The sequence below is a fragment of the Paraburkholderia sp. IW21 genome (assembly GCF_041321145.1).
Classification (GTDB): Bacteria; Pseudomonadota; Gammaproteobacteria; order Burkholderiales; family Burkholderiaceae; genus Paraburkholderia.
Genome location: NZ_JBGGWA010000006.1, coordinates 394,532 through 419,439, shown reverse-complemented (window position 1 = coordinate 419,439; position 24,908 = coordinate 394,532). Strand labels below are relative to the sequence as shown.

Here is a 24,908-nt window from a genome sequence, read left to right as displayed (position 1 = left end):
TGCCGCACAAGGGGCGGCCGTTTATTTTTCGGCAAAATTTAAGCGGTTAAATCCAGGAGGCAGCATGGCTACGATTCGTCTTACGAATGTGCAGAAGTCGTACGGTGACCATCCGCCGGTGATTCGGCGCGTGAATCTCGAGATCGCGCAGCACGAGTTCTGCGTTTTTCTGGGGCCCTCGGGGTGCGGCAAGTCGACCCTGTTGAGAATGATCGCCGGTCTCGAAGACCTGAGCGACGGCGAGCTGCATATCGGCGGCCGTCTCGTCAACGATGTTCCCGCCGCGTCGCGCGGCGTTGCGATGGTGTTCCAGAGCTACGCGCTGTTTCCGCACATGACCGTGTTCGACAACATGGCGTTCGGATTGAAGCTTGCGAAGCAACCCAAGGACGTCATCGACCGGAAGGTGCGCGAAGCCGCGCGAATTCTGCAATTGGATGACTTCCTCGCACGCTATCCGAAAGCGCTCTCGGGCGGTCAACGGCAGCGTGTTGCGATCGGCCGGGCGATCGTGCGCGAACCGGGCGTGTTCCTGTTCGATGAACCGCTTTCGAATCTCGACGCGGCGTTGCGCGGCCAGACGCGCGTCGAAATCGCGCGTCTGCACCAGCGTTTTGCGAATGCGAGCGTGGTCTATGTGACCCACGATCAGGTCGAGGCCATGACGCTCGCCGACAGGATCGTACTGCTGCACGCCGGCACGGACGCGGAGCGCTTCGGCAGCATCGCGCAGACTGGTGCGCCGCTCGAGTTGTATCACCATCCCAAGTCGCGCTTCGTGGCAGGCTTCATCGGTTCGCCGCGAATGAATTTCATCGACGCCGTGGTCGATTCGGTCGAGCCGGGCAAGGTGGCAGTCACGCTGACAAAAAGCGGCGAACGGCTGATCGCTCATGTCGACGGCCAACGTCTTCAGCGCGGCCAACCCGTCACGCTCGGCGTGCGCCCGGAACATCTGCGGCTCGACGGCGACGAGCAGTTCATTCAATGCGTCACGGTGCTGTCGGAACGGCTCGGGGAGCACAGCTATATTCACGCGGATCACGCCACCGGCACGCTCATCACCAAGGCCGCAGGCGATACGCCGATCGGTTCGGGCGAGCGCATCGGCATTCACGTTCCGCCTGCCGCGTGTCATCTGTTCGACGCAGAGGGGATCGCATTGAAGCGCAGCACGTTCGAGCCTGAGCGTGTCGCCGCTTAAGGCATCCAAGGCACCTCAGGCACCTTAAGCATCACCCAACTCGCCCAACTCTATTCCGCCACAGAGCGGGTACATCGTCTGGCAGCGGTTCGCTGTCAGCCAACAAGGTAGTCAAGGAGACATAAGATGATTGCTCTTCGCCTTCGCCGTCTGGCACACGCGTCGATTGCGGCTGCTGTGGTTGCCGGCGCACTCTGTTGCGCCACGGCCGACGCGGCCACGCTTACCGTCAACGTATCGGCGCGTGGTAATCAGCGCTCGACGTGGCAGGACGCGTTCGACAAGTTCAAGAAAGCCAATCCCGACGTCGATCTCAAGGTGACCTACATCACCGAGGAAGCGTACAAAGTGCAGATGGGTGGCTGGCTCGCCACCGATCCGCCCGATGTCGTGTCGTGGCACGACGGCGAGCGCATGGCGTATTACGCGCAACGCGGCCTGCTCGAAGACCTCTCGTCGGACTGGAACAAGAACGGCTGGTCGCAGCAGTACGCGTCGGTGAAGGACGCATCGACGTATAAGGGCAAGCAGTACGCGGCGCCGCTCGGCTACGACGCATACGGATTCTTCTATCGCAAGGACCTGTTCGAGAAGGCCGGCATCAAGAGCGAGCCGAAAACATGGGATGAATTTCTCGACGCCTGCAAGAAGCTCAAGGCAAGCGGCGTGGCGCCGATCGCCGTTGCCGCGCGCGATAGCTGGACGCTTGCCGCGTGGTTCGACTATCTCGACCTGCGCATCAACGGCAACGCATTCCATCAGCAACTGATGGCCGGCGAAATTCCGTACACCGATGCGCGCGTGAAAAAAGTCTATGCCGCGTGGAAGACGCTGATCGACGATCACTACTTCATCGACAACGCGCTCTCCTACGATCTCGATTCGATTGCGCCGTTTCTCGTGAATGGCAAGGCATCGATGATGCTGATGGGCACGTTCTTCTCGGCGAGCATTCCGGCGTCCATCAAACCGGAGACCGGCTTCTTCCGCTTCCCGGCGATCGACGCGAAGGTGCCGATGGCCGAAGACGGCCCGGTCAACGTGCTGCTGATTCCGGCGAAGGCGAAGAACAAGGCCGATGCCCACAAGCTGCTGGCCTTCATGGAGCAGCCGCAGATCAATGCGGATCTCGCGAAGGGCTGGGGGCAGTTGCCGTCGAACAGCCAATCGGCGGAACCTGAAGACGAAATTTCCAAGGTCGGTTTCCAGACGCTCGCGAACACGAAGGGCGGCATCGCGCAGTTCTACGATCGCGACATGCAGAAGGAAATGGCCGACGAAGGCATGAAGGCGATGCAGCAGTTCTACAGCGATCCGTCGCAACTCGACGCCGTGCTCGTCCGCCTCGAAGCGACCCGCAAGCGCATCTACAAGTAGTAAGCCCCTGGAGCGCCAGTGGCATAAACAGCTGGCGCTCGCCTTCGAATCCTGACGAGGCCCGATCATGTCTCATTCCGCAGCGCGCCGCTTACCCGCGGCTCAGCACCGGCACGTCTCCACGACGCGCCGTCATCAGCACCGCGCCGCGTTTTTCTTCCTGTTGCCGGGTTGTGCGATGTTTTGTCTGTGCGTGGTCTACCCGATCATTAGCAGCATTTCGCTCAGCTTTTATCACTGGGATGGAATGACGCCGAAGACGTTCGCGGGCTTCGATAACTACATCGAGTTGTTCCACTCGGACACGTTCTATACGGCGCTCAAGAACAACCTGATCTGGCTCGCGCTGTTCCTGCTTGCGCCGCCGCTCGGCCTGCTGTTCGCGTTATATCTGAACCAGCATATCCGTGGCATGCGGATCGTGAAGTCGCTGTTCTTTGCGCCATTCGTGCTCTCGGGCGTGGTGGTCGGCCTCGTGTTCAGCTGGTTTTACGATCCCGGCTTCGGCTTGCTGCGGCTGATCGTCGGTCACGGTATTCCTGTGCTCGGCGATCCGCATACGGTGACGTTCGGCATCATCTTCGCCGCGCTATGGCCGCAGACGCCGTTCTGCATGGTGCTGTATCTCACCGGTTTGACAGGTATCAATCCGGAGGTGGTCGAGGCGGCGCGCATGGAGGGCGCGAAGGGCGTGCATCTGCTGTGGCACGTGATCCTTCCGCAGTTGCGGCCCGCCACGTTCATGGCCGTGGTGCTGACCGTGATCGGCGCGCTGCGCAGCTTCGACCTGATCGCGGTGATGAGTGGCGGCGGTCCGTTCGACAGTTCCACCGTGCTCGCCTATTACATGTACGACCAGGCCATCAAGTACTACCGCGAAGGCTATTCGGCGGCGATTGCTGTCGTGCTGTTCGCCATCATGCTTGCCTACATCGTGTTCCATCTGCGCCGCATGTTGCGCGAAGAACGCTGATTTCCAGGAGTCACGAGTCATGTATCCGCTTCCCGTCCAACGCTGGAAACCGTTCAATCGCGCGCTCTATAAGGCGTCTTTGCCAATCGCGCTGATCATCTGGCTTTTGCCGATGCTGGCTGTGCTCGTCACGTCGATCCACTCGTCGGATGAACTGTCGCAAGGCGACTACTGGGGCTGGCCGAAGCATTTCGCGCTCATCGAAAACTACGGCACGGCGCTCACGCAAACGCCGATGCTTCATTACTTCGCCAACAGTGTGCTGATCACGGTGCCGTCGGTGATCGGCGCGATCGTGCTGGCGTCGATGGCGGGTTTTGCTCTGGCCACCTACCGGTTTCCGGGCAATACCGCTGTGCTGTTCGCATTTGTAGCCGGCAACTTCGTACCGATTCAAATCCTGATGATCCCGGTACGCGACATGGCACTGAAAGTGGGCCTGTTCAATAGCGTGTGGGCGCTGGTGATTTTTCACGTGTCGTTTCAGACCGGCTTTTGCACGCTGTTTCTGCGCAATTTCATCAAGCAGTTGCCGTTCGAGATGATCGAGGCTGCCCGTGTGGAAGGGGCGAGCGAATGGACGATCTATTTACGCATTGTGCTGCCGCTGATCCGTCCCGCACTCGCTGCGCTCGGCATCCTTGTCTTCACGTTTGTCTGGAACGACTACTTCTGGGCGCTGTGCCTCACGCAAGGCGATGAGGCCGCGCCGATCACCGTGGGCGTCGCCGCGCTCAAAGGCCAATGGACCACGGCGTGGAATCTGGTCGCCGCGGGTTCGGTGCTGGCCGCGTTGCCCTCCGTGCTGATGTTCTTCGCCATGCAAAAGCATTTCGTTGCCGGCCTGACTTTCGGTGCAAGCAAGGGCTGATCGCCCGCTTGCCGCTATCAACCAAAGAGACGTTCTCATGCAACTTGGTGTTTGTTATTACCCGGAACAATGGCCGCGTTCGATGTGGGCCGACGACGCAAAGCGTATGGTCGAACTCGGCATTACGCACGTGCGGATCGCGGAATTCGCGTGGAGCCGGATGGAGCCACGTGCCGGCGAATTCGCCTGGGCATGGCTCGACGAGGCCGTCGAGACGCTGGCGGTTGCCGGACTGAAACTCGTGCTGGGCACACCGACCGCGTCGCCGCCTAAGTGGCTGATCGACACGCATCCGGACGTGTTGCCGGTGCGTGCGGACGGCACGCGGTGGAACTTCGGCTCGCGTCGCCATTACGATATTTCCAGCGAGATATATCGGCGTGAATGTGTGCGCATTGTCGCGGCGATGGGGGCGCGCTATGGACGGCATCCGTCTATCGTCGCGTGGCAGACTGATAACGAGCTTGGCTGTCACGAGACCGTGCCGAGCTATTCGAGCGCCGCACTGACGCGTTTTCAGACGTGGCTGCAGCGTCGCTATGAAAGCGTCGATGTGCTGAACGACGTGTGGGGCAACGTGTTCTGGAGCATGGAGTACCCCTCGTTCGAGGCGATCGGCTTGCCGAACCTCACGCCCACGGATGCCAATCCGATTCATCTGCTCGATTTCCGCCGCTTCATGTCGGATGAGGTGGCGAGCTTCCATCGCGAGCAGATCGAAGTGTTGCGTCAGCACGCGCCCGAGGCGGACCTGCTGCATAACTTCATGGGCTTTTTCACGACCTTCGATCACTACCGCTTTGCCGAAGACAACGCGCTCGACGTGGCCGCGTGGGACAGCTATCCGATTGCACGCACCGAATCGATCGCGCTGCCTGAAGAGCAGAAGGCGCGCTACGCACGCACCGCGCATCCCGACGTCTCCGCATTCGATCACGACCGCTATCGCGCGATCGGCCGCGGGCGATTCTGGGTGATGGAGCAGCAAGCGGGACCGGTGAACTGGGCGCCGTGGAATCCGGTGCCGGCGCAGGGCATGGTGAGGCTGTGGGCTTACGAGGCGTTCGCGCACGGCGCGGAACTGGTGTCGTATTTCCGCTGGCGCCAGTGTCCGTATGCGCAGGAGCAGATGCATTCCGGCTTGAATCTGCCGAATAACGAACTGTCGCCGGGTGGCCTCGAAGTGCAGCAGGCCGCGCGCGAAATCGCCTCGTCCGCCGCGCTGTCCGGCCTCGGCGCGCCCGCGCGCGCGGCCACCGCGGTCGTGTTCGACTACGAGACGCAGTGGATGTTCGAGATTCAACGTCACGGCAAAACCTTCGACTATCAGACGCTGGTGTTCGACTACTACGAGGCGTTGCGCGAACTCGGCCTCGATGTCGACATCGTTTCGAGCAAGGCCGATCTGTCGCAGTACCGACTCGTAGTTGTGCCGAGCATGGCGGTGATCGACGACGCATTGGTCGATCAGATCGAAATGAGTTCGGCGCAATGGGTTTTCGGTCCGCGGAGCGGTTCGAAGACAACGGCATTCGCGATCCCGTCGAACCTGCCGCCGGGCGCTTTGCAACGCGTTCTGCCGATGCAGGTGCTCGAGGTCGAAACGTTGCGGCCGACGCTCATGCCCGCGCTTTCGATCGAAGGCACGCATGGTGTAGCGATGCGTTGGCGCGAGCATGTTCGCGCCAACGGCGAGACGACCGTCGACGCACAGTTCAACGACGCATGGCCGGCAGTTCTCATTCACGGACGGGTTCGCTACGTGGCGGGTTGGTTGTCGCACGCGTTGCATCGTGCGGCTTTGCAGCAGGCGGCGAAGGACGCCGGCATTAAGACACACCTGCTGGCTGACGGCTTGCGCATTCGCCGGCGCGGCGATCTGACCTTCGCATTCAACTTTGGCCCTGAGCAAGTGCACGTTCCCGCAGCGGCCAATGCGACCTTTGTGCTTGGGCATCCGCAACTGAAAACCGGCGATGTCTGCGCGTGGCGGGACGCGTAGACCCTTGCGTCAACAGGACGGCCACGCGTTGACGTCGCTGGATGCGTTTCGCAAACGCTAAAGTACTCAAGCAGCGAAATATCCGTGCGGATCGCAGGCACTACTGCGTGGATGTCTGCGATTTCCGTTGGTTTGCACAGTTCGATGTGAACGCCATGCTGGCCTGATCGGGCCTCATGTGGGGCGCGACGCTATTTCACTCGCGCTCAGCTTTTTCTTGACGTCTTGGCGATAAATGGCGTCGGTACGTGCTGACACGTTTCGCTTCCGCACTTCGGGCAACGCGGATGAGCGCTCTCGTGTTCAGCGAGATGTTCAGCCTGCTCAAACAAGTAGCCACACTTCTCGCAACGATATTGGTACGTTGGCATGTGCACTTCTCCAACACAAATCCAGCAGGCTGGCCTGGTACGATTCACCAGCACTGTCCGGTACTGTGAAAATCCATTCTAGTGCAGAAAATGCACGGGCATGCGTCTCCGGTTCGTACTAGGCTTGATTATGGCGAAGGCGGTCGCCATCCGGCGAAATGCAATGAACTGACATCCGCCTGCTGGCGAAAACCGCCTCTCCCCCGGTGTTCCTGGCGGCACAGAGCGAGGTCCGATATGCAACTGCTTACGGTAACAATCGTCAAACCTGAAGAGACGAACTTCATCCTCGGGCAAAGCCACTTCATCAAGTCTGTCGAGGATCTGCACGAGGCAATGGTCGGCACCGTTCCGGGTATCAAGTTTGGTTTGGCCTTTTGCGAAGCGTCGGGTAAGCGCCTTGTGCGCCGGTCTGGCACCGACGCCAAGCTGGTCGAGTTGGCGTGCCAGAATGCCACGGCCATCGGCGCGGGCCACAGCTTCGTGATTTTTCTCGGCGATGGCTTTTACCCCGTCAATGTTCTGAATGCGATAAAAGCTGTGCCGGAGGTATGCCGGATATTCTGTGCGACGGCGAATCCCACGCAGATTCTGGTTGCCGAGACAGAGCAGGGGCGCGGCATCCTGGGTGTGGTTGACGGGTTGCCGCCGCTCGGCGTGGAAAACGAGGAGGACGTTCAATGGCGTAAGGATCTGTTACGCGCTATCGGTTACAAAGCGTAGGCGCGGTTGCTCTCCTCGCGCGACCTGCCGGCCCATCGAACTCATGGAACCTTTACGTCTGCAGCCCGGCAGCCTGTGGCCGGCCATTCTGCGTCAGACCGAGCATGCGCTGCGTCGTGGCGCACTGCGGCCGATCGAGACAATCCAGACGCTGCTTGAAGAACGCGGCATACGCTTTCTCGTCCGCCAGGTCTCCAGCCTCGCGCGCAAGGAGGAAACCCGACAGGCGCGCAAGGTCGAGGCGGGGGCGTGCAGCGCTGTGAATCCGTTCCTTCCTTACGACCTCGACCTCTTTGTAGCCGATCTGTCCGACACTCACATCGCGTTGCTCAACAAGTTCAACGTCATCGACCATCATCTCCTGATCGTCACTCGTTGCTTCAAACCGCAGGAAGCGCTGCTCGAGTTCGCGGACTTTGTTGCATTGACCGCCTGCATGGCCGAGTTCGACGGCCTCGGGTTCTACAATGGCGGCGCGCAAGCTGGCGCGAGTCAACGCCACAAGCATCTGCAGATTATCCCGCTGCCGCTCGGAGCATCAGGTCCACCGCTCCCCATTGAATCCATTCTTTGCCCCGGGTGTATGGAAGGTTCGATCGGCACTGAACCAGGGCTGCCTTTTCTGCACGCGTTCGCCCGTCTGGAACTCGCTCCCGCCGCCTCGCGGCATGCAGCGCACGCCGCGTTCGATTGCTACCATGCGTTGCTCGAAGCGACTGGCCTGCGAGCGATCGAGGTGAATGGCGAATTGCATCAGTCGGCACCGTACAACCTGCTTGTCACCCGCCGATGGATGCTGCTCGTTCCAAGGTATTCGGAATGCGTCGAGGGCATTTCAGTGAATGCGCTGGGGTTTGCCGGATCGCTTTTCGTGCGTGACGCAGCACAGATGGAAATCGTCAAAAGGCTCGGTCCGATGTCCGTGTTGCAACGCGTCGCGATCCCTGCCGCCGTGGGTCAATAGGGCCCATCTGAACCAGCGGCGCGCACTCTCCCAGTTTCAACGCTTGGGTCCCTTCATACCCTCGGTTTCCATGGCCGCATGCCGTTCCTCGCACGCTTCAATAGGATCCATGGCCTCGTCGACGATGGAAGCAGTCGCGCGTTCTGTGGCCGCCATCGCTTCATCGAGGGTGGCGTCGAGTTCTCCGTCGTCGTTATCCGGAGGCTCCAGCATGTCTCGAAGCATGTCCGCTAACTCTGGTGTGTTCCACGGCGCGCCATGCTGCTCTTTCTTCTTTATGTAGTGCCTGACTTCTGCGTCTTGCTCTGGCGTCAAGGGAAGACCACGAAAAGTGCTTTTGGGGTCGGAATTGGTCATGATATTGCTCCGGGATATATCCCGTTTCGAGTGTAGCCCTGTTTGGGTCACAAGGGCTAAGCGACCGCTCCCGCCGCCAACTCAGTGCCCAAACGACTCCGCTTTGGGCCCGGTCGCCGTCGCCCCATGCGGCCGTGCCGCCTGCTTGATCAGCAGGGCCACGCACGAAATCAGACCCGCCACCGCGACCATCGCGAAGATGCCGGCAAACGTGAAGTGGCGGCGTGTCAGTTCGGCCACGAGAAACGATCCCGCGATCCCGCCAAAGCGCCCGATGCCCAGCATCCACGCCACGCCCGTACCGCGTCCCTCGGTAGGGTAAAACGTCGCGGCCAGCGCGGGCATCGACGATTGCGCGGTATTCATCAGCACGCCCGCGACGAACACGATGAACACCAGCGCGCCGACATTGCCGACCGCCTGGCCGATGAAGTACACGCTCACCGCAGTCAGCGCATAGCAGGCCGCAATGATGCGGTTCGCGTTGAAGCGGTCCATCAGCATGCCGCACAGCACGGCGCCCACACCGCCGAGCGGGAACAGCGCGGAAATCAGCGTCGCGCGTTGCGGCGTGAGTCCGGCGTCCTTCAGCAGGATCGGCATCCAGTTGATCGATGCGTAGAAGATCACGAGGCCCATGAAGTAGGCAATCCACAGCATCACCGAACCGATGATGTACGAACGCGACAGCACCACGCCCATGCCCTTGCCGCCGGTTTGCGGCGCTGATTCGGTCATGACGAAGCTGCCGGCCTGCGCCGCTTCGCTCGAAATGCGCGCCAATGCGGCACGAATCCGTTCGACCGGCTGGCTGTTGGCCACCATGTAGCGGACCGACTCCGGCATTTTCAACAGCAGCACGACCATCAGCAGCAGCGGTGTGATGCCGCCGAGCAGCAGCACGCTGCGCCAGCCGAAGTGCGGAATCATCCACGCGGCGAGAAAGCCACCGAACGCCGCGCCCAGCGGAAAGCCGCAGAACATCAGATTGATCACGGTCGCGCGGCGGCGATCAGGGCAGTACTCGCCCATCATCGTCACGGCGTTCGGCATGGCCGCACCGAGGCCGACGCCGGTGATGAAACGCAATATCGTCAGATGTCCGATGCTGTTCGAGAACGCTGAGCCGAGGCATGCCACGCCGAACAGCAGCACCGAGCCGAGCAGCATCGACCGGCGCCCGAGCCGGTCGGACAGCGGTCCTGAGCCGAGCGCACCGCACGCCAGCCCGAACAGCGCCGCGCTGAGCACCGGCGCGAGCGCCGGTCGCGTGATGCCCCATTCGGCGATCAACGAAGGCGCAATGAAGCCGATCGCGGCCGTGTCAAAACCGTCTAGCAGGACGACGATGAAACACATGAAAAAGATGAGCCACTGGAACGGCGAGAAGGGATGTTCGTTGATAAACGTTTGAACGTTCACGGCGGTGCTGCGGCTCATGATGGTCTCCTGACTGCAGAATACGGGAAGGCTGGCCGTCACGGCTCGCCGTCGCGAGCCTTCCGTTCTTTTACGATCGTGTGCCGCCTAGAAGCGGTGCACGATGCCTACGCCGGCAGCGAACTGGCTGCGCGACGACGACGGTGCGCTCTGGAAGCCATCGCCGATCGTTGCCGTAGCGGTGATGATGTGGCCCGAACCGGCCGTGCCGAGCGTATTGCCGTTGGTGCGCTGGAACGCCTGCAATGCATAGAGGCCGGTGCGCTTCGACAGTGCATAGTACTCGGACAGGTTGACCTGCTGGTACTGCGCCGAACTCGTGATGCCGTTTGCCTTCGTTGCGCGCGTGTAGCTATAGCCCGTCGCGAAGTCCCATGCAACCGTCGGCTTCCAGTGCAGCACGACGCCGGCCGTGTTGAAGATCGCCGTATCGCGGAAGCTCGAGCCTACACCCGGAATGTACTGCACGTTCGAGTAGGCGGCCGACACGTCCCAGCCGTTGCCGAAGTTGTAGCCGCCGGTCACCGCGAAGCGCTGCTGCGCCTGCGCCGTCTGATAGCCGTTGGTCACCGCCGACACGCCCGGTTGCGCGCCGTTGTTCGACACGGTCGAATCCGCGCCGTACGCGCCGCCACCCAGCGTCGAATTGTTGATACGCATGAAGCCGACCGCGACGCCAACCGGGCCGTTGAGATACTGAACCGCGCCGCTCCACGTCGAGCCGCGGTTCAGGCTGCCCGGCACGCCGCCCAGTGAATATGAACCGCTGAACGTGAAGCCGTACAGTTTCGGCGATGTATAGACCAGTGAATTGTTCGCGCGGTAGATCGTGTCGAGCGCGTCGACGTCGCCCGGGTGCGCGCCGTAGTAGCCGGTGAGCCACGTCGTCGGGCTATACGGCGAGAGCAGCGAATAGTACGCCGTGTATTGACGGCCAGCGGTGAACGTACCGTAGGTCGAATTCGTCACGCCCACCCATGCCTGGCGGCCGAACAGCGCGTTCGTGTACTGCTGCGCGCCGGTGGTGGAATTGAAACCGGACTCCAACTGGAAGACGGCCTTGGTACCGCCCCCGAGATCTTCCGCGCCCTTCAGGCCGAAGCGGCTGCCCGCCCATACGCCGTTGATCATCTTGACGGCGGATTTACCGCCCGAAGTCGAGCCGAGGGACGTCTGGCTGCTTTGATAGCCGATACCCGCATCCACGATGCCGTACAGCGTGACGCTGCTTTGGGCGAAGGCAGGCGCGCTGGCCAAGGCGGCGATCGCGCAGGCGATCCGGGTCATAGCGATGTTGCGATTCATGAGGTGCTCTCCAATTCGACCTGCCTTGACCAGCGAGAAAGTCAGGCGACCCGGTCGTCAAAATTTTTGTGAATTTGTTCGTATATAGAACTACGTTTCTTTGTGCGAACACGCGGAACTGTAAGTAATTTGACAATGACGGGCAACGCGGGATTACCCGACTATGTTGCAGATGCACATCGAATCGGGTGGAACACAGGGAGTACTGGGGGATGGCGGGGGACAGCGGGAATGACTGCGGATGCCGCGGCGCAGCGCGTGCGCCGGGAGTGGGGTGACGAGCGCCGGTGGGAGCGGCGCTCTTTGTTATCGGGCGTGAAGCGGCCGCGTCCCGCGAGGACGTGCATCATTTCGGCCTGCTTGAACCTTCATCTTCACGTTACCTTTTGAATGTGCATGCGCCGATTCATCGGCCGCTCGTGTTCGTATTTGTGTTCGTGACGGTTTGTTCGATCTTGCCGAGCCGCACGACGGTGACGCCTGGACGCAGTTGCCGCAGGGAGGGCATCACCAGCATGCAGTTATCGTAAGGCGTGACCACCGCTTCGCCATTCGACCAGCCGATCACCGCGCCGGCATCCGGAATAATCTCCAGGCCGGTGTAGGGTGCGGCAAAACGAAAATCCATGCTGGTCGCGACCACCGGTTGCGTCACGCGGACAATGTGCTGAATGGGCGGCAGCGGCGCAAGCCAGCCGTCCGGCAGATCGGCTTCGTCGATCACGCCCGCCAGCAGCAGGAAACGAGCGGTCGTGTCGCGCGCCACGGCTACCGCGCTATGTTCCCAGTGCTGTCCGCATTCGATCAGCAACGCGTTTTTCGCGCTATCGGCGGTGCCAAAGCCTTCGTAGTCGCGCATGCGGCGGCCTTCGGGATGGCCCTCGTCGCAGATCACCGTGGCGGGTGTGCCGAGACGCACCGCCAGCGCGATGCCTTTCTGCAGCGGTCCTGCCACGATCAGCGGCTTGCTCTTTTCGTGCATGGAATGCAGATCGAGCAGCGCGTCGACCGTGTCGATCACCGGTCGCATTTCGCGTGCGCGGGCCAATTCGCTCGACGTGCGCGACGTATCGTCGAGTACTGCCGCAGTCCACACGCGATTGAAGTCCTGATCGACGAAGCGGGCCGCGTCGGGCTTCGCCGGATCGAAGTGCTGATAAGCATCGACGTTCGCAAAGGAAAGCGTGAGGCGTCCGCGGCGCGGCCTTAGAGCGCGGCGCAGCAATTCGTCCACGACGATCGCCCCGCACACTTCGTTGCCGTGCGTCAGCGCGTTGATCATCACATGCGGTCCCGGCTCGCCCGAGTCGAACGTATGGACGTAGGCGATACCGGACGACGATTGCTCGTGTGCCGAAATATCGGGGAATTCGACTTCGATGGGATAGGCTTCGATGCTCATTCGAGAGTGTCCTCAGAGAGGTATTGGTTCGAAAAGGTCAGGCGAGTTTTGCCGCGATCGCGTGGCCGACTTCGGTGGTGTTCGCCTTGCCGCCAAGGTCGCCGGTATGCGGGCCTTCGATCAGGGTTGCTTCGATCGCCGCGAGAATCGCGTCGTGCGCTTCGCGTTCCTTGCCCTCGTGATTGCCGAGGAAGTCGAGCATCATCGCGGCGGACCAGATCATCGCGATCGGGTTGGCAATGTTCTTGCCGGCGATATCAGGCGCCGAGCCGTGCACCGGTTCGAACAGGGAAGGAAACGTGCGTTCCGGGTTCAGATTGCCGGAAGGCGCGAGGCCGATCGTGCCGGTGCAGGCCGGCCCGAGATCGGACAGGATGTCGCCGAACAGATTGGTTGCGACCACAACGTCGAAGCGATCCGGGCTCAGCACGAAGCGCGCGCAGAGAATGTCGATGTGCTGCTTGTCCCACGTCACATCCGGGTACTGCGCCGCGATGCCCGCCGCGCATTTGTCCCACCACGGCATGCTGATCGCGATGCCGTTGCTCTTCGTTGCGACCGTGATCTTTTTGCGTTCGCGCCGTTGCGCGAGATCGAAGGCGAACTTCAGCACGCGCTCGCTGCCGTGCCGCGTGAACACGGATTCCTGCAGCACGAATTCACGCTCCGTGCCTTCGAACATCACGCCGCCCACCGACGAATATTCGCCTTCTGTATTCTCGCGCACGATCCAGAAGTCGATGTCGCCGGCTTTGCGGCCCGCGAGCGGCGAAGGCACGCCGGCGAAGAGCCGGGCCGGGCGCAGGTTGATGTACTGATCGAATTCGCGCCGGAACTTCAGCAACGACCCCCACAGCGAGATATGGTCGGGCACCGTGTCGGGCCAGCCGACTGCGCCGAACAGAATCGCGTCGGCGGATTGCAGTTGGGTTTTCCAGTCGTCCGGCATCATCTTGCCGTGCTTCGCGTAGTAGTCGCAGCTGGCCCATTCAATGTGCTGATACTCCAGCTCGATGCCGAAGCGTTTTTTCACTGCGTCCAGCACGCGAATGGCTTCCGGCATCACTTCGACACCAATGCCGTCGCCGGGTATGACCGCAATCCGATATTTCTTCGACATGTTGCTGCTCCTCCGTTGGGGCTTTCGACGATTCAACGATTTGACAGCGGTTATTTTATTCCTGCTGTTTAAGCCTAAAATGGTCGCTTTAGTTAAGCCACTGTGCACGATTCGTGTACAAACTCATTTGCGATCAAGCGACCTATGAATGCCGTCCCGTCACCCGATCTCGGCGATTTGCGCGTGTTTTGTGAGGTGGCGCGCAAATCGAGTTTCAGCGCGGCGGCGGAGGCACTATCGGTGTCCGCGGCGTACGTCAGCAAACGCATCAATGTGCTCGAGACTACGCTCGGTACGCGTTTATTGCACCGTTCCACGCGGCGCGTTGCGATTACCGAGGCGGGCGAGCGCGTCTACACGTGGGCAGAAAAGATTCTCGACGATGTCGATCAACTGGTGGAGGACGTCTCCACCACGCGCCGCATTCCCGGCGGCAAGCTGCGCATCTCCAGCAGCTTCGGCTTTGGCCGCCGTTTCGCCGCGCCCGCACTGGCCCGCTTCTCCGAACGGTATCCGCAACTGAGCGTGCGGCTCGATCTGTTCGATCATCTCGTCGACGTGGGCGGTGAAGGCTTCGACCTCGATATCCGCATCGGCGACGAGATCGCACCGCATCTGATTGCCAAAAGGCTCGCGTCGAATCATCGCGTGCTGTGTGCGTCGCCCGGCTATCTCGCGCGGCATGGCACGCCGCGGCAACTCGCCGATCTGTCGTCGCATGCGTGTCTCGCGATCAAGGAGCGCGACCATCCGTTCGGCCTCTGGCGTTTGACGGTGCGCGGCGAAGCGGCGTCGATCAAGGTCACGGGACCGCTGTCGACCAATCACGGCGAGGTGGCGGTGCAATGGGCGCTGGCCGGGCGCGGCATCGTGTTGCGCTCGATGTGGGATGTGCGGCCGCTGCTGGATAGCGGCCAGTTGCAGCAGATTCTGCCCGAGGTCACGCAACCGGCGAACCTGTGGGCGGTGTATCCGGCACGGCTCGCGCAGTCGGCGAAGGTGCGGGTGTGCGTCGACTTTCTGAGCGAGGAGTTCGCGCAATGGAGTCCGCCGGCGGAAACACCGGCGGTGCAGACAACCTAATTGTGGTTCTGCGAGAACAGCGTTTCGAGCGGGTAATGGCTCTTCACGAACGGCGACTTGATTATGACGTAGCTGAAGTACTTCTCGATGCCAATATCGCGTTCCAGCAGGCCTTCCACGATGCTTTGATAGTGGCTCACGCTGCGCGTGACGAACTTCAGCAGGTAGTCGTAGCCGCCGCTTGCCAGGTGGCACTCGACGATTTCGTCGACATCTTTGATCGCATTGACGAACTTGATGAAGTCTTCCCGCCGATGATCGGCGAGCGTGACTTCGGTGAACACGATCTGCACGTCGCCGAGCTTCTCGAGTTGAATCTGCGCACCGTAGCCGATGATGTAGCCGGCTTTCTCCAGACGCTTGACGCGAATCAGGCAAGGACTGGGCGAAAGGCCGACCGCGTCGGCAAGCTCGACGTTGGTTATGCGGCCTTTCTTCTGCAACTGTGAAAGTATGCGCAGGTCAATCCGGTCTAGCTTGCAGTCGCTGCTCATCGTAACGTTATCGCTCCGGCGATGGGTGAAAGAGGGTCTCGAAGGGGGTCCTCTACTCTAGCACGCAGTGGCATGAATTTTGACCTTCAGCGCGGCCCGGACATCGGCTTGCGCGAGAACGTCGTCGAGGGTTTTTTCGAGGCGCTCGAACATCAGATCGCACTCCGCCTCGGTGTACGACAGCGCGGGCGCAAAGCCGAGAATATTGTCGCCGAACGCGCGGAAAATCAGGCGGTTTTCATATGCGGCGGCGGCGATCCGTTCGGACAGTTTCAGCGACGGATCGAAGCCCGCCTTGCTGTTTTTATCCGATACCAGTTCGAGCGCGCCGAGCAGGCCGCGGTGACGTGAGTCGCCCACCAGCGGATGCGCGAGCAACGCGTCGAGGCCGCGGGCAAAACGCGGTGCGCGCGCCACGCCGTTCGCGAGCAGACCGCCTTCGTGATAGAGACGCAGCACTTCGAGACCGATCGCCGCGCTGACCGGATGCGCCGAATACGTGTGGCCATGGCCGACAACCGCTTCGGCGTCGCCGTCGGCAATGCCTTGATAGATTTCGTCGGAGATCAGCACGGCGCCCATTGGCGCATAACCCGCAGTCAAGCCCTTTGCCACCGTCATCATGTCCGGCTCGACGCCTTCGCCCTCGCAGGCGAACAGCGGACCGGTGCGGCCGAAGCCGGTGATGACTTCATCGGCGACGAACAGAATGCCGAGCTTACGGCAACTTTCGCGCATCGCTTTCAACCAGCCGACCGGCGGTACGATCACACCGCCCGAGCCTTGAATCGGTTCGCAGAAGAACGCCGCGACGTTATCCGCGCCGAGCTCGGCCACCTTCGCTTCGAGCGCGGCCACCGAGGCGGCGATCAGCGCGGCGTCGTCGGCGAAATCGTTGCGGTACGCGTAAGGCGACGGCAGATGGTGCTGGTTCGGCAGCGGCAGATCGAAATGGCGGTGGAATGCGGGCAGCGCGGTGAGCCCCGCGCCCATCGTCGACGAGCCGTGGTAGCCGCGTTGCAGCGCGATGATGTGCTTCTTCGACGGACGGCCCGTGGCGTTGAAGTAGTGCGTGATGAAACGGATCGCGGAGTCGACGGCATCGGAACCGCCGAGCGTGAAATAGACGTGCTGCAGCGAAGCGGGCGACACATCCACCAGCTTTTGCGCCAGTTCGATCGCCGGCGCCGAGCCGAAATGGAAATAGCCGGTCGCGTAGGGCAGTTTCTTCATTTGCTCGGTGGCGACGTCGACAATGCTTTGCTGGCCGTAGCCCACATTCACGCACCACAGGCCGGAGAAGGCGTCGAGCAATTCGTTGCCCGCCGCGTCGCGCAGAAACGCGCCGCTGGCGGACTCGAGAATGGTGACACCGCGGGCTTCGTGCGCGCGGTAATTGATAACCGGGTGGATCAGATGCTTGCGGTCGGCTTCGATGAGCGAATGAATCGGCATGGTGGTTTCTCGTCGCGGAAAGGGGCTGTTGACCGTTCCATACTACTGACCCACGACGATTGCCTGCTCACCTAAACAATTGCCTGAAAAGCGCGCACGACGCGTTTTGATGCATGGCATTAGCATTTTCTGCTGCGGACGCTGAAAAGCTACGGCGCCTGGGCAATTTAGTCCGCGCCGCGCTCAATATCCCAAGGTCCGGTCAACCTGACCGAGCATCGGCAGGCCTTCGCGATGGCGGCGCAGATTGTCGAGCACCACTTCGACGGCGCTTTCAGGCCGCGTCGCGCTGGCGATATGCGGCGTGATGCGTACGCGCGGATGCATCCACAACGGATGCCCGGCGGGCAGCGGCTCGGGATCGGTGACGTCGAGGATCGCGTTGTGCAGGTGGCCGCTGTCCAGCGCCGCGAGCAGGTCGTGCTGATTCAGATGCGGACCGCGCCCCGTTTGAATCAGCGACGCCCCGCGCGGCAGCTTCGCGAACAACTGCGCATCGAGCAGACCGCGCGTGGCAGGCGTCAGGGGCAGCAGACAGATCAGGATGTCGGTGCGGGCGAGAAATTCGTCCAACGCGCCTTCACCCGCATAACAATCCACGCCCTCGATCTCACGCAGTGAACGGCTCCAGCCCGCGCATGCAAAGCCGAATAATCGCAGCTTCTCCAGCACGGCCGTGCCCAGCACGCCGAGGCCGAGCACGCCAATGCGGCGGCCGCTGGCCGGCTTCAGAGGCAGTTCACGCCAAATCTGCTGCTGTTGCTGAAGACCATAGTCGAACAGATCGCGATGAATCGTCAGCACAGCCTGCGTGACGTACTCGACCATCCCTTCAACAATGCCCGGTTCGATCATCCGCACGACCGGCACATGCGCCGGTACGCCCGACAGGTCGAACTGGTCGACGCCCGCGCCGACGGAGAACACGACTTCCAGGTTAGGGAAGCTGCGGGTGGCATCTTCCGGCGGTTGCCAGGCCGCCAGGTAGCGGATCTCGGCCGGATCGCCGAGATCGGGCCAGATATGGAACGGCAGATCCGGCGCCTTTTGCGCGAAGAGTTTCGCCCATTGCGCGCCGCGCGCCGGGTCGGCTTTATAAAGGAAGGCCATGATGGATCAGCAGATCGCCTGGTTGATGATGCCGTATTGCAGATAAGGCGCGTCTTTGCCGCCGCCGCCCGCGAGATCCACCGGTGCGGCATGCCGAACCATTTTGACGACCGTATCCACCCGCGGCAGCCCCATCTGCTCCAGCCATTCGGTCAGCCCGCTCTCGCCCGGCGTGTCGATGCGCACGAACACGCCTTCGTTGAGCGCCAGCCAGTGGCTGATCAGCGCCTTGGCGCGGCTCGAATCCTCCGACGCGGGCGCGACCACCGGTCCGATCGCAAAACCCCGGCCGAAGCGGCGGAACAGAGCGAAGCCGACCAGTTCGCCGTCGCGATCGAGCGCGATACCATCGGCCGCGCTCAACAGCGCGGGCAACACTTCGCCGCGGTCCAGGCCGCTCGCCTGCGAGGCCAGTTCGACCAGCCGCGCCGTATCGTTCGAGCCGAGCGGGCGCAGGCGCTCGCCTGGTGGCAAGGAAACCAGCGGCGGCTGAAACGCCGCGCCCTGATGCTGATCCAGCGTGCCGGCCGTGCGAAAGCCGAGCTTTTCATACAACGGCTGGCCCGCGGTGGTGGCGTGCAAAAACGTGACCCGGCTGCCGAGTTCTTCCAGCACCAGATCCATCAGTTTTCTGCCGATGCCACGCCCTTGCTGGGCGGGCGACACGATCACCATCCCGAGCGAAGCCCGGTCGGTGCCGTATTTCCAGCACAGAGCCGTGCCGATCACGCCGCTCGCGTCCTCCGCGACGAAGCCGGCACCCAACTGCGCGACGAATCTCCAGTCGTCCGCGCGATGCGGCCATTTGAGTTCAACCGTTAGCGCGTGGGCGGCGGCGACGTCGTCGTGGGTGAAGCGTCTATAGGTAATCGAATCGGACACGCCGTACTCCCTGAATGACTAAAGACTTACGCCGTCACTGTGTCATCCGGTGCGCGGTGTGACTAGGACGATCTTTTTATCCGGTGCGCTCGAAAGGGCCGCATCGCAAATCGATGCAAAACGCCCAGTCTGGGCACGCATTACAAGCGTGTTCTGCTGCGCGGGGATTTTTGTCGGCGACATATGCCACGCCCGCGGCTCTACGATTTTGTCATGGCGGCGGCGTTGTAAAGACGCGCCGCGAGGGACCCCCAGCCAGTCACACAGGAAACCTTTCTTATGGATAGCTTCAATCCGGACGACGTCGCGATTCGCAGCGGGCATTTCATCGGCGGCGAGTATGTAGATGCTGACATGCGGGGCGGCGAACGCCGCATCGAGGTCGCGCGCCCCTCGGACGGCGTGATCTACGCATCCGTGCCGCTCGCCGACGCCGAGAGGGTGGATCGCGCAGTCGAGAACGCCTGGCAGGCTTTCAGAAGCAGCGGCTGGGCGCGCATGGCGCCGCGCGAACGCGCAAAGATTCTGCGCCGGTTCGCCGATCTGGTCGAAGCCGATGCGCCCGCGCTAGGCCGTCTGGAAGCGCTCGGCTCGACACGTCCGATCGCTCAGGCAATCGGCTGGGACGTGCCGTTCACCGCCGAGGGCATCCGCTTCTACGCCGAATTCGCCGACAAGCTGGGCGGCGACGTGGCGGCCACCGATCACGATCATCTCGGCATGACGATCGCCGAACCCTACGGGGTGATCGGTGCGATCGCGCCGTGGAATTTCCCGCTTGTGATGGCGTCCTGGAAGATTGCACCCGCACTGGCGGCGGGTAACGCAGTTGTGCTGAAGCCTTCCGAGATGACGCCGTTCTCGGTGTTGCGGCTCGCCGAACTGGCCGTGCAGGCGGGCGTGCCGGCCGGCATCTTCAACGTGATTCAGGGCGATGGCCGTGTCACCGGTGACGAACTGGTGCGCCATCCAAAGATCAGCAAGGTGACTTTCACCGGCTCCACGCGGACGGGCGCCGCGATCATGGCGGCCTGCGCCAATAGCGGCACCAAGCCGGTCACGCTCGAACTGGGTGGCAAAAGCCCGCAAATCGTTTTCGCCGACGCGCGCCGTCTTGACGATGTGGCGCGCCGGATCGCCGGCGCCATCACGGGCAATGCCGGCCAGGTGTGCGTGGCGGGCTCGCGTCTGCTGGTCGAGCGCAGCCTTGCGGAGCCACTAGCCGATCGCATCGGCAAGATTTTTGCCGAGTTGAAACCCGGCGCGACGTGGGCCGCCGGTACGACACTCTCGCCGATCATCTCCGAGCCGCAGGCGGCGCGTATCGAAGGGATCGTCGGGCGCACGCTGGATGCGGGCGCGACGCTGCGCCATGGCGGCGTGCGGGCCGACGGCGGTGTCGCCGGCGTGTTCTACACCCCAACGCTGCTCACCGACGTCACCGCCCACTCCGAAGCCGTGCGCGAAGAAATATTCGGTCCGGTGCTGACGCTGCAAACCTTCGACACCGAGGAAGAGGCGCTCGCGCTCGCCCAGCATCCCGAGTACGGCCTCGCCGCCGGCGTGCATACAGCCGACCTTGGCCGGGCACTGCGTTTCGTGCGCGGCCTTGAAGCGGGGACGGTCTGGGTCAATCGCTACGGGCGCACCTCCGATTTCATGATCCCCACGGGCGGCTACAAGCGCTCCGGCGTCGGCAAGGACCTCGGCCACGAGGCCTACGAGGCGAACCTGCGCTTCAAGAGCGTGCTGATCGATTTGCGGCCTTGAATGCGTGCTGGCTTTCGGTGTGCGCACCGCAAAGCCAGCACCGGCAGGGCTTCCAGCCGCCTACCGCAGACTGTGCTGCGCAACGGCCTCAAAACGCATGGTTTGTATCGCAGGCGGCGCTCGAATCAGGAACATCTATGTTTTTGCGCTGATTAAATCTTTTACAGGAATGAGCTTTGTCGACCGGAGTTAGCGCGTTACTCCGATCCCATGCAAAGCTTGTTACTCCGGTCCCATGCAACAAAGTTGCTCTGTTTTCGCCACTGAGCTCACCGCGAGTTCACCCCAACGATAGGACTGCACCATGATCGAATTCGAACCGAAATACATCACCTTCGATTGCTATGGCACGCTCACGAAGTTCCGTATGGCCGACATGACGCGCGAAATGTTCGGCCACGTGCTGAACACCGAAGATCTGGAGAAACTGGTCGCGTTCTACGCGGGCTATCGCCGCGACGAAGTGCTCGGCGCATGGAAACCGTATCGCGACGTGGTGGTCAACGCGTTGCGCCGCGCCTGCAAGCGCCTGAACGTCGACTTCGACGAAAAGGAAGCAGAGAAGATCTACCTGGCCGTGCCGACCTGGGGTCCGCATCCGGACGTGCCGGAAGGTCTCTCGCGTCTCGCTAAGAAGTACAAGCTGGTGATACTGTCGAATGCATCGAACAACCAGATCCAGAGCAACGTGGACAAGCTCGGCGCGCCGTTCCATGCGGTCTTCACCGCCGAGCAGGCGCAGTCGTACAAGCCGCGCATGCAAGGCTTCGAATACATGTTCGACCAGCTGAACTGCAATCCGGAAGACGTGCTGCACGTGTCGTCGAGCCTGCGCTACGACCTGATGACCGCGCACGACCTGGGTATCAAGCACAAGGCGTTCGTCAAGCGCGGCCACGAACCATCGACGCCGTACTACCAATACTACGAAGTCAACGACATTCCGCATCTGGCTGCGGAACTCGGCCTGTAAGCGCCGGTTGCGCGCACAGTTGACTCGCTACCGCCTCGCTCATTGCCCATCTCAAGGACAGACCGGATGAAGCTCGATTCCTATTGGCTCGACACCGCACCGCCGTTCGTTTCGGCGTGTGAAGGACCGGTCGAAGGCCAGGCCGATGTCGCCGTGATCGGCGGCGGCTTCACCGGGCTGTCGGCGGCGCAGGCGTTGGGTAAGCGCAGCGCCTCGGTGACGGTGCTCGACGCGGGGCGGATCGGCGGGGGCGCATCCGGGCGCAACGGCGGCCAGGTCAATACCGGCGTCGCGCAGGATTTCGTCGCGCTGGTCGCGCAACTCGGTGTGGAGCGGGCGAGTGCCTGCTACCGCGCGTTTTCGGATGCGGTCGACACGGTCGAGCGTTTGATTCGCGAGGAAAACATCGACTGCAATTACATCGCCACCGGCAAGCTGAAGCTGGCGTCGAAACCGCATCACTTTGCGCATCTGGAGAAGACGGCGGAATTGATCCGGCGCGAAGTCGATACGGATATCGAACTAATCGGTCGTGAGCGTATCCGCAGCGAAATCCAGTCGGACAGTTTTTACGGCGGACTGCTGCAACGGCATGGCGGCCAGATGCATATGGGCAAGTTCACGGTCGGCCTCGCCGATGCCGCAGTGCGCCATGGCGCGAAGCTCTACGAAAATGCCGCGGTCACCGCTATCGCGAAGGACGGCAGCGGCTTCAAGGTCACCACCGCACGCGGCGAAGTGCGCGCGAAGCAGGTGCTGATCGCCACCGGTCCGTCGCGGCATGGTCCGTTCGGCTGGTACCGGCGGCGTCTCGCGCCGGTGGGTTCGTTCATCGTCGTGACGGAGCCCTTGCCGCCCGCCCTGTTGATACAGGTATTTCCGAAACGGCGCGCGTACACCACCACGCGCCTGATGCATAACTACTTCCGCGTGACACCCGATTCGCGTCTGCTGTTCGGTGGCCGCGCGCGCTTCACGGCGTCCGAGCGGCCCTCCGACGCGAAGAGCGGACGGATTCTGCAACAAGGTCTCGCCGCGATGTTCCCGATGCTGGCGCACGCTCGCATCGACTACTGCTGGGGCGGCCTCGTGGACATGACCGCCGACCGTCTGCCGCATGCCGGGCAACACGACGGGATTTACTTCTCGCTGGGATACAGCGGCCACGGCACGCAGATGTCGACGCACATGGGCCAGGTGATGGCCGACGTGATGGACGGCCACGAAGAGCGTAATCCGTGGCGCGAGTCCGAGTGGCCCGCGATTCCGGGCCACACCGGCAAACCCTGGTTCTTGCCGCTGGTGGGGACGTACTACCGCATCAAAGACATTTTCTATTGATTCTTCATTGTTGTATTTGCCGTTAAAAACCACGCAGCTATCCCTGTCACCCTCGCGGAGAAGTTCGATGAATAAGGAAAACTCGCAATATGACGCTCTTCAACTCGACACCGGGCTGGAGCGATTGACGTCAAAAGGCGCGTCGCGGCGCGACGTGCTGCGCGCGATGGCCGCGGCCGGCATGATGTCGGTAACAGGCGCCGGCTTGTTGACCGCGAGCGGTGCGGCTTTTGCGCAGGCGAAGCCGAAGCAGGGCGGCAAGATCCGTGTGGCGACGCAGTCCGCATCGGCCGCCGACACGCTCGATCCCGCGAAGGGCGCGCTGGGAACGGACTATGTCCGCGGCTTCATGTTCTACAACTGCCTGACTGAACTCGATTCGCATCTCGGCGCGAAGATGGCGCTCGCCACCTCGCTCGATACGAAAGATGCGACGGTGTGGGTCGCCAAGCTGCGCACGGGTGTGCAGTTCCACGACGGTAAGCCGCTCACGCCCGCGGACGTCGTGTATTCGATCATGCGGCACAAGGATCCGGCGACGGCGTCGAAAGCGAAGACGCTTGCCGATCAGATCAAGGAAGTCAAGGCGACGGGCCCGAACGAAGTGACGATCACGCTGGAAGGTCCGAACGCCGATCTGCCGGTGATTCTCGCCACGTCGCATTTCCAGATCATCAAGGACGGCACCAAGGATTTCAAAACGGCGGTCGGCACCGGCCCGTTCAAGGTCAAGGAATTCTTGCCGGGTGTGCGCACGGTCGGCGTGAAGAACGAGAAGTACTGGAAACCGGGTCTGCCGCACCTCGACGAAGTCGAACTGATCGGTATCGGCGACGAATCGGCGCGCGTGAACGCGTTGCTCTCGGGCGACGTGCAACTGATCAACGCGGTGAGCCCGCGCTCGACCGCCCAGATCAAGAGCGCCGGTGGCTTCGCCGTGCTGGAGACGAAGACGGGCGAGTACACCGACCTGATTGTTCGCGACGAAGGCGGTATTACCAGCAACGACGATTTTCGTCGAGGCATGATGTACCTGCAGGACCGCGAGCAGATGCGCCGGGCGATCTTTCAGGGTTACGGTGCGATCGGCAACGACCAGCCTATCGATCCGACCAACAAGTACTACCTGGCGGGTTTGCCGCAGCGTACCTTCGATCCGGACAAAGCGAAGTTCCATTTCCAGAAGGCTAAAGTCGGCAGCGCGCCGATCCAGATTTTCGCGTCGCCGGCGGCGGAAGGGTCGGTTGAAATGGCGATGTTCCTTCAGCAGGTGGCGCCGCAAGCCGGTCTGAATCTTCAGGTGTCGCGCGTACCGTCCGACGGCTACTGGTCGAACCACTGGATGAAGCATCCGCTGGGTTTCGGCTCGGTCAATGCGCGTCCGAGCGCCGACGTGATCTTCACGCAGTTCTTCAAGTCGGACGCGCCGTGGAACGAAGCGAACTGGAAGAGCCCGAAGTTCGACCAGATGCTGGTTGCGGCACGCGGCGAACCGGACGATGCGAAGCGCAAGAAGATTTACGGCGACATGCAGGTGCTGGTGCATGAAACCGGCGGCATCGGCATTCCGCTGTTCCAGAGTTCGCTCGATGCTTACACGACGAAACTCAAAGGCCTCGGCTCGATTCCGCTGGCCGGGCTGATGGGTTTCATGTTCGCGGAAAACGTCTGGCTGGAGGCCTGAGCCGGCC

22 protein-coding genes are annotated in these 24,908 nt (G+C 61.9%); 12 read left to right on the top strand and 10 right to left on the bottom strand.

All coding sequences use genetic code 11. The features are described from left to right. The first annotated feature begins 64 nt into the window (after nt 1-64). The 5 genes from ACAX43_RS17575 (at nt 65) to ACAX43_RS17555 (ending at nt 6,427) form a co-directional block, all read left to right on the top strand. Nucleotides 65-1,204 (top strand): ABC transporter ATP-binding protein, encoded by a 1,140-nt coding sequence (locus ACAX43_RS17575; RefSeq protein ID WP_370709676.1) that lies wholly within the window; start codon nt 65-67, stop codon nt 1,202-1,204. A gap of 126 nt (nt 1,205-1,330) precedes the next feature. Beyond that, on the top strand, nt 1,331-2,581 hold the full coding sequence (locus tag ACAX43_RS17570) for an ABC transporter substrate-binding protein (protein WP_370709675.1): 1,251 nt from the start codon (nt 1,331-1,333) through the stop codon (nt 2,579-2,581). Nucleotides 2,582-2,648: 67 nt separating this feature from the next. Then, the gene (locus ACAX43_RS17565; protein ID WP_370709674.1) at nt 2,649-3,554 is read left to right on the top strand and encodes a carbohydrate ABC transporter permease; all 906 of its coding nucleotides are present in this window, start codon (nt 2,649-2,651) and stop codon (nt 3,552-3,554) included. Between the two features lie 19 nt (nt 3,555-3,573). Further along, complete coding sequence (locus ACAX43_RS17560; protein ID WP_370709673.1) at nt 3,574-4,425, top strand: carbohydrate ABC transporter permease; 852 nt, start codon at nt 3,574-3,576, stop codon at nt 4,423-4,425. A gap of 37 nt (nt 4,426-4,462) precedes the next feature. Beyond that, nucleotides 4,463-6,427, top strand: coding sequence for a beta-galactosidase (locus ACAX43_RS17555; RefSeq protein ID WP_370709672.1), 1,965 nt, complete (start codon nt 4,463-4,465; stop codon nt 6,425-6,427). 206 nt (nt 6,428-6,633) lie between these two features. Here the strand turns inward: ACAX43_RS17555 and ACAX43_RS17550 are convergent, their stop codons facing one another. Then, a complete protein-coding gene (locus tag ACAX43_RS17550) occupies nt 6,634-6,798 on the bottom strand; it encodes an FmdB family zinc ribbon protein (RefSeq protein ID WP_370709671.1) in 165 nt (54 codons plus the stop codon). A 237-nt stretch (nt 6,799-7,035) separates the two neighbouring features. Here ACAX43_RS17550 and ACAX43_RS17545 point away from each other — a divergent pair, with 237 nt between their 5' ends. Together ACAX43_RS17545 and ACAX43_RS17540 are read left to right on the top strand one after the other, a co-directional pair. After that, nucleotides 7,036-7,521: an adenosine-specific kinase gene (locus tag ACAX43_RS17545; protein ID WP_370709670.1), complete on the top strand. Its 486-nt coding sequence runs from the start codon at nt 7,036-7,038 to the stop codon at nt 7,519-7,521. A gap of 43 nt (nt 7,522-7,564) precedes the next feature. Continuing rightward, complete coding sequence (locus ACAX43_RS17540; RefSeq protein WP_370709669.1) at nt 7,565-8,485, top strand: DUF4922 domain-containing protein; 921 nt, start codon at nt 7,565-7,567, stop codon at nt 8,483-8,485. Nucleotides 8,486-8,521: 36 nt separating this feature from the next. Here ACAX43_RS17540 and ACAX43_RS17535 read toward each other — a convergent pair whose 3' ends face one another. The 5 genes from ACAX43_RS17535 to ACAX43_RS17515 form a co-directional block, all read right to left on the bottom strand. Beyond that, nucleotides 8,522-8,842: a hypothetical protein gene (locus tag ACAX43_RS17535; protein ID WP_370709668.1), complete on the bottom strand. Its 321-nt coding sequence runs from the start codon at nt 8,840-8,842 to the stop codon at nt 8,522-8,524. 81 nt (nt 8,843-8,923) lie between these two features. Next, nucleotides 8,924-10,282 carry an MFS transporter gene (locus tag ACAX43_RS17530; RefSeq protein ID WP_370709667.1) on the bottom strand — a complete coding sequence of 453 codons (1,359 nt, stop codon included), beginning with the start codon at nt 10,280-10,282 and terminating at the stop codon, nt 8,924-8,926. Nucleotides 10,283-10,369: 87 nt separating this feature from the next. Next, the gene (locus ACAX43_RS17525) at nt 10,370-11,587 is read right to left on the bottom strand and encodes a porin (protein WP_370709666.1); all 1,218 of its coding nucleotides are present in this window, start codon (nt 11,585-11,587) and stop codon (nt 10,370-10,372) included. A 406-nt stretch (nt 11,588-11,993) separates the two neighbouring features. Then, nucleotides 11,994-12,989 (bottom strand): succinylglutamate desuccinylase/aspartoacylase family protein, encoded by a 996-nt coding sequence (locus ACAX43_RS17520; RefSeq protein WP_370709665.1) that lies wholly within the window; start codon nt 12,987-12,989, stop codon nt 11,994-11,996. Nucleotides 12,990-13,026: 37 nt separating this feature from the next. After that, entirely contained in the window at nt 13,027-14,109 is a 1,083-nt protein-coding gene (locus ACAX43_RS17515; protein WP_370709664.1) for a tartrate dehydrogenase, read from the bottom strand. Nucleotides 14,110-14,253: 144 nt separating this feature from the next. Between ACAX43_RS17515 and ACAX43_RS17510 the strand changes: the two genes are divergently transcribed. Beyond that, nucleotides 14,254-15,192, top strand: coding sequence for a LysR substrate-binding domain-containing protein (locus ACAX43_RS17510; RefSeq protein ID WP_370709663.1), 939 nt, complete (start codon nt 14,254-14,256; stop codon nt 15,190-15,192). Here ACAX43_RS17510 and ACAX43_RS17505 read toward each other — a convergent pair. From ACAX43_RS17505 to ACAX43_RS17490, 4 genes are all read right to left on the bottom strand, one after another. Continuing rightward, the gene (locus tag ACAX43_RS17505) at nt 15,189-15,686 is read right to left on the bottom strand and encodes an Lrp/AsnC family transcriptional regulator (protein ID WP_064265480.1); all 498 of its coding nucleotides are present in this window, start codon (nt 15,684-15,686) and stop codon (nt 15,189-15,191) included. The two genes, ACAX43_RS17510 and ACAX43_RS17505, sit on opposite strands and share 4 nt — an antisense overlap. 57 nt (nt 15,687-15,743) lie before the next feature. Further along, nucleotides 15,744-17,141 carry an aspartate aminotransferase family protein gene (locus tag ACAX43_RS17500; protein WP_370709662.1) on the bottom strand — a complete coding sequence of 466 codons (1,398 nt, stop codon included), beginning with the start codon at nt 17,139-17,141 and terminating at the stop codon, nt 15,744-15,746. Between the two features lie 183 nt (nt 17,142-17,324). Further along, nucleotides 17,325-18,251, bottom strand: a complete 927-nt coding sequence (locus ACAX43_RS17495; RefSeq protein WP_370709661.1) for a 2-hydroxyacid dehydrogenase — start codon at nt 18,249-18,251, stop codon at nt 17,325-17,327. A gap of 6 nt (nt 18,252-18,257) precedes the next feature. After that, on the bottom strand, nt 18,258-19,133 hold the full coding sequence (locus tag ACAX43_RS17490; protein WP_370709660.1) for a GNAT family N-acetyltransferase: 876 nt from the start codon (nt 19,131-19,133) through the stop codon (nt 18,258-18,260). Nucleotides 19,134-19,412: 279 nt separating this feature from the next. Between ACAX43_RS17490 and ACAX43_RS17485 the strand changes: the two genes are divergently transcribed. From ACAX43_RS17485 to ACAX43_RS17470, 4 genes are all read left to right on the top strand, one after another. Further along, entirely contained in the window at nt 19,413-20,903 is a 1,491-nt protein-coding gene (locus ACAX43_RS17485; protein ID WP_370709659.1) for an aldehyde dehydrogenase, read from the top strand. 304 nt (nt 20,904-21,207) lie between these two features. Continuing rightward, a complete protein-coding gene (locus ACAX43_RS17480) occupies nt 21,208-21,876 on the top strand; it encodes a haloacid dehalogenase type II (protein WP_370709658.1) in 669 nt (222 codons plus the stop codon). A 66-nt stretch (nt 21,877-21,942) separates the two neighbouring features. Beyond that, nucleotides 21,943-23,217: an NAD(P)/FAD-dependent oxidoreductase gene (locus ACAX43_RS17475; RefSeq protein WP_370709657.1), complete on the top strand. Its 1,275-nt coding sequence runs from the start codon at nt 21,943-21,945 to the stop codon at nt 23,215-23,217. Nucleotides 23,218-23,284: 67 nt separating this feature from the next. Then, complete coding sequence (locus ACAX43_RS17470; RefSeq protein ID WP_370709656.1) at nt 23,285-24,901, top strand: ABC transporter substrate-binding protein; 1,617 nt, start codon at nt 23,285-23,287, stop codon at nt 24,899-24,901. The last annotated feature ends 7 nt before the right edge of the window (nt 24,902-24,908 follow it).

Bases quoted from the DNA above. Each gene is read 5' to 3' on its own strand.
- ACAX43_RS17560 (WP_370709673.1), top strand. From the start codon at position 3,574: ATGTATCCGCTTCCCGTCCAACGCTGGAAACCGTTCAATCGCGCGCTC.
- ACAX43_RS17530 (WP_370709667.1), bottom strand. From the start codon at position 10,282: ATGAGCCGCAGCACCGCCGTGAACGTTCAAACGTTTATCAACGAACAT.
- ACAX43_RS17520 (WP_370709665.1), bottom strand. From the start codon at position 12,989: ATGAGCATCGAAGCCTATCCCATCGAAGTCGAATTCCCCGATATTTCG.
- ACAX43_RS17540 (WP_370709669.1), top strand. From the start codon at position 7,565: ATGGAACCTTTACGTCTGCAGCCCGGCAGCCTGTGGCCGGCCATTCTG.
- ACAX43_RS17500 (WP_370709662.1), bottom strand. From the start codon at position 17,141: ATGCCGATTCATTCGCTCATCGAAGCCGACCGCAAGCATCTGATCCAC.
- ACAX43_RS17550 (WP_370709671.1), bottom strand. From the start codon at position 6,798: ATGCCAACGTACCAATATCGTTGCGAGAAGTGTGGCTACTTGTTTGAG.
- ACAX43_RS17570 (WP_370709675.1), top strand. From the start codon at position 1,331: ATGATTGCTCTTCGCCTTCGCCGTCTGGCACACGCGTCGATTGCGGCT.
- ACAX43_RS17565 (WP_370709674.1), top strand. From the start codon at position 2,649: ATGTCTCATTCCGCAGCGCGCCGCTTACCCGCGGCTCAGCACCGGCAC.
- ACAX43_RS17470 (WP_370709656.1), top strand. From the start codon at position 23,285: ATGAATAAGGAAAACTCGCAATATGACGCTCTTCAACTCGACACCGGG.
- ACAX43_RS17555 (WP_370709672.1), top strand. From the start codon at position 4,463: ATGCAACTTGGTGTTTGTTATTACCCGGAACAATGGCCGCGTTCGATG.
- ACAX43_RS17535 (WP_370709668.1), bottom strand. From the start codon at position 8,842: ATGACCAATTCCGACCCCAAAAGCACTTTTCGTGGTCTTCCCTTGACG.
- ACAX43_RS17480 (WP_370709658.1), top strand. From the start codon at position 21,208: ATGATCGAATTCGAACCGAAATACATCACCTTCGATTGCTATGGCACG.
- ACAX43_RS17545 (WP_370709670.1), top strand. From the start codon at position 7,036: ATGCAACTGCTTACGGTAACAATCGTCAAACCTGAAGAGACGAACTTC.
- ACAX43_RS17510 (WP_370709663.1), top strand. From the start codon at position 14,254: ATGAATGCCGTCCCGTCACCCGATCTCGGCGATTTGCGCGTGTTTTGT.
- ACAX43_RS17485 (WP_370709659.1), top strand. From the start codon at position 19,413: ATGGATAGCTTCAATCCGGACGACGTCGCGATTCGCAGCGGGCATTTC.
- ACAX43_RS17475 (WP_370709657.1), top strand. From the start codon at position 21,943: ATGAAGCTCGATTCCTATTGGCTCGACACCGCACCGCCGTTCGTTTCG.
- ACAX43_RS17525 (WP_370709666.1), bottom strand. From the start codon at position 11,587: ATGAATCGCAACATCGCTATGACCCGGATCGCCTGCGCGATCGCCGCC.
- ACAX43_RS17515 (WP_370709664.1), bottom strand. From the start codon at position 14,109: ATGTCGAAGAAATATCGGATTGCGGTCATACCCGGCGACGGCATTGGT.
- ACAX43_RS17575 (WP_370709676.1), top strand. From the start codon at position 65: ATGGCTACGATTCGTCTTACGAATGTGCAGAAGTCGTACGGTGACCAT.
- ACAX43_RS17495 (WP_370709661.1), bottom strand. From the start codon at position 18,251: ATGGCCTTCCTTTATAAAGCCGACCCGGCGCGCGGCGCGCAATGGGCG.
- ACAX43_RS17505 (WP_064265480.1), bottom strand. From the start codon at position 15,686: ATGAGCAGCGACTGCAAGCTAGACCGGATTGACCTGCGCATACTTTCA.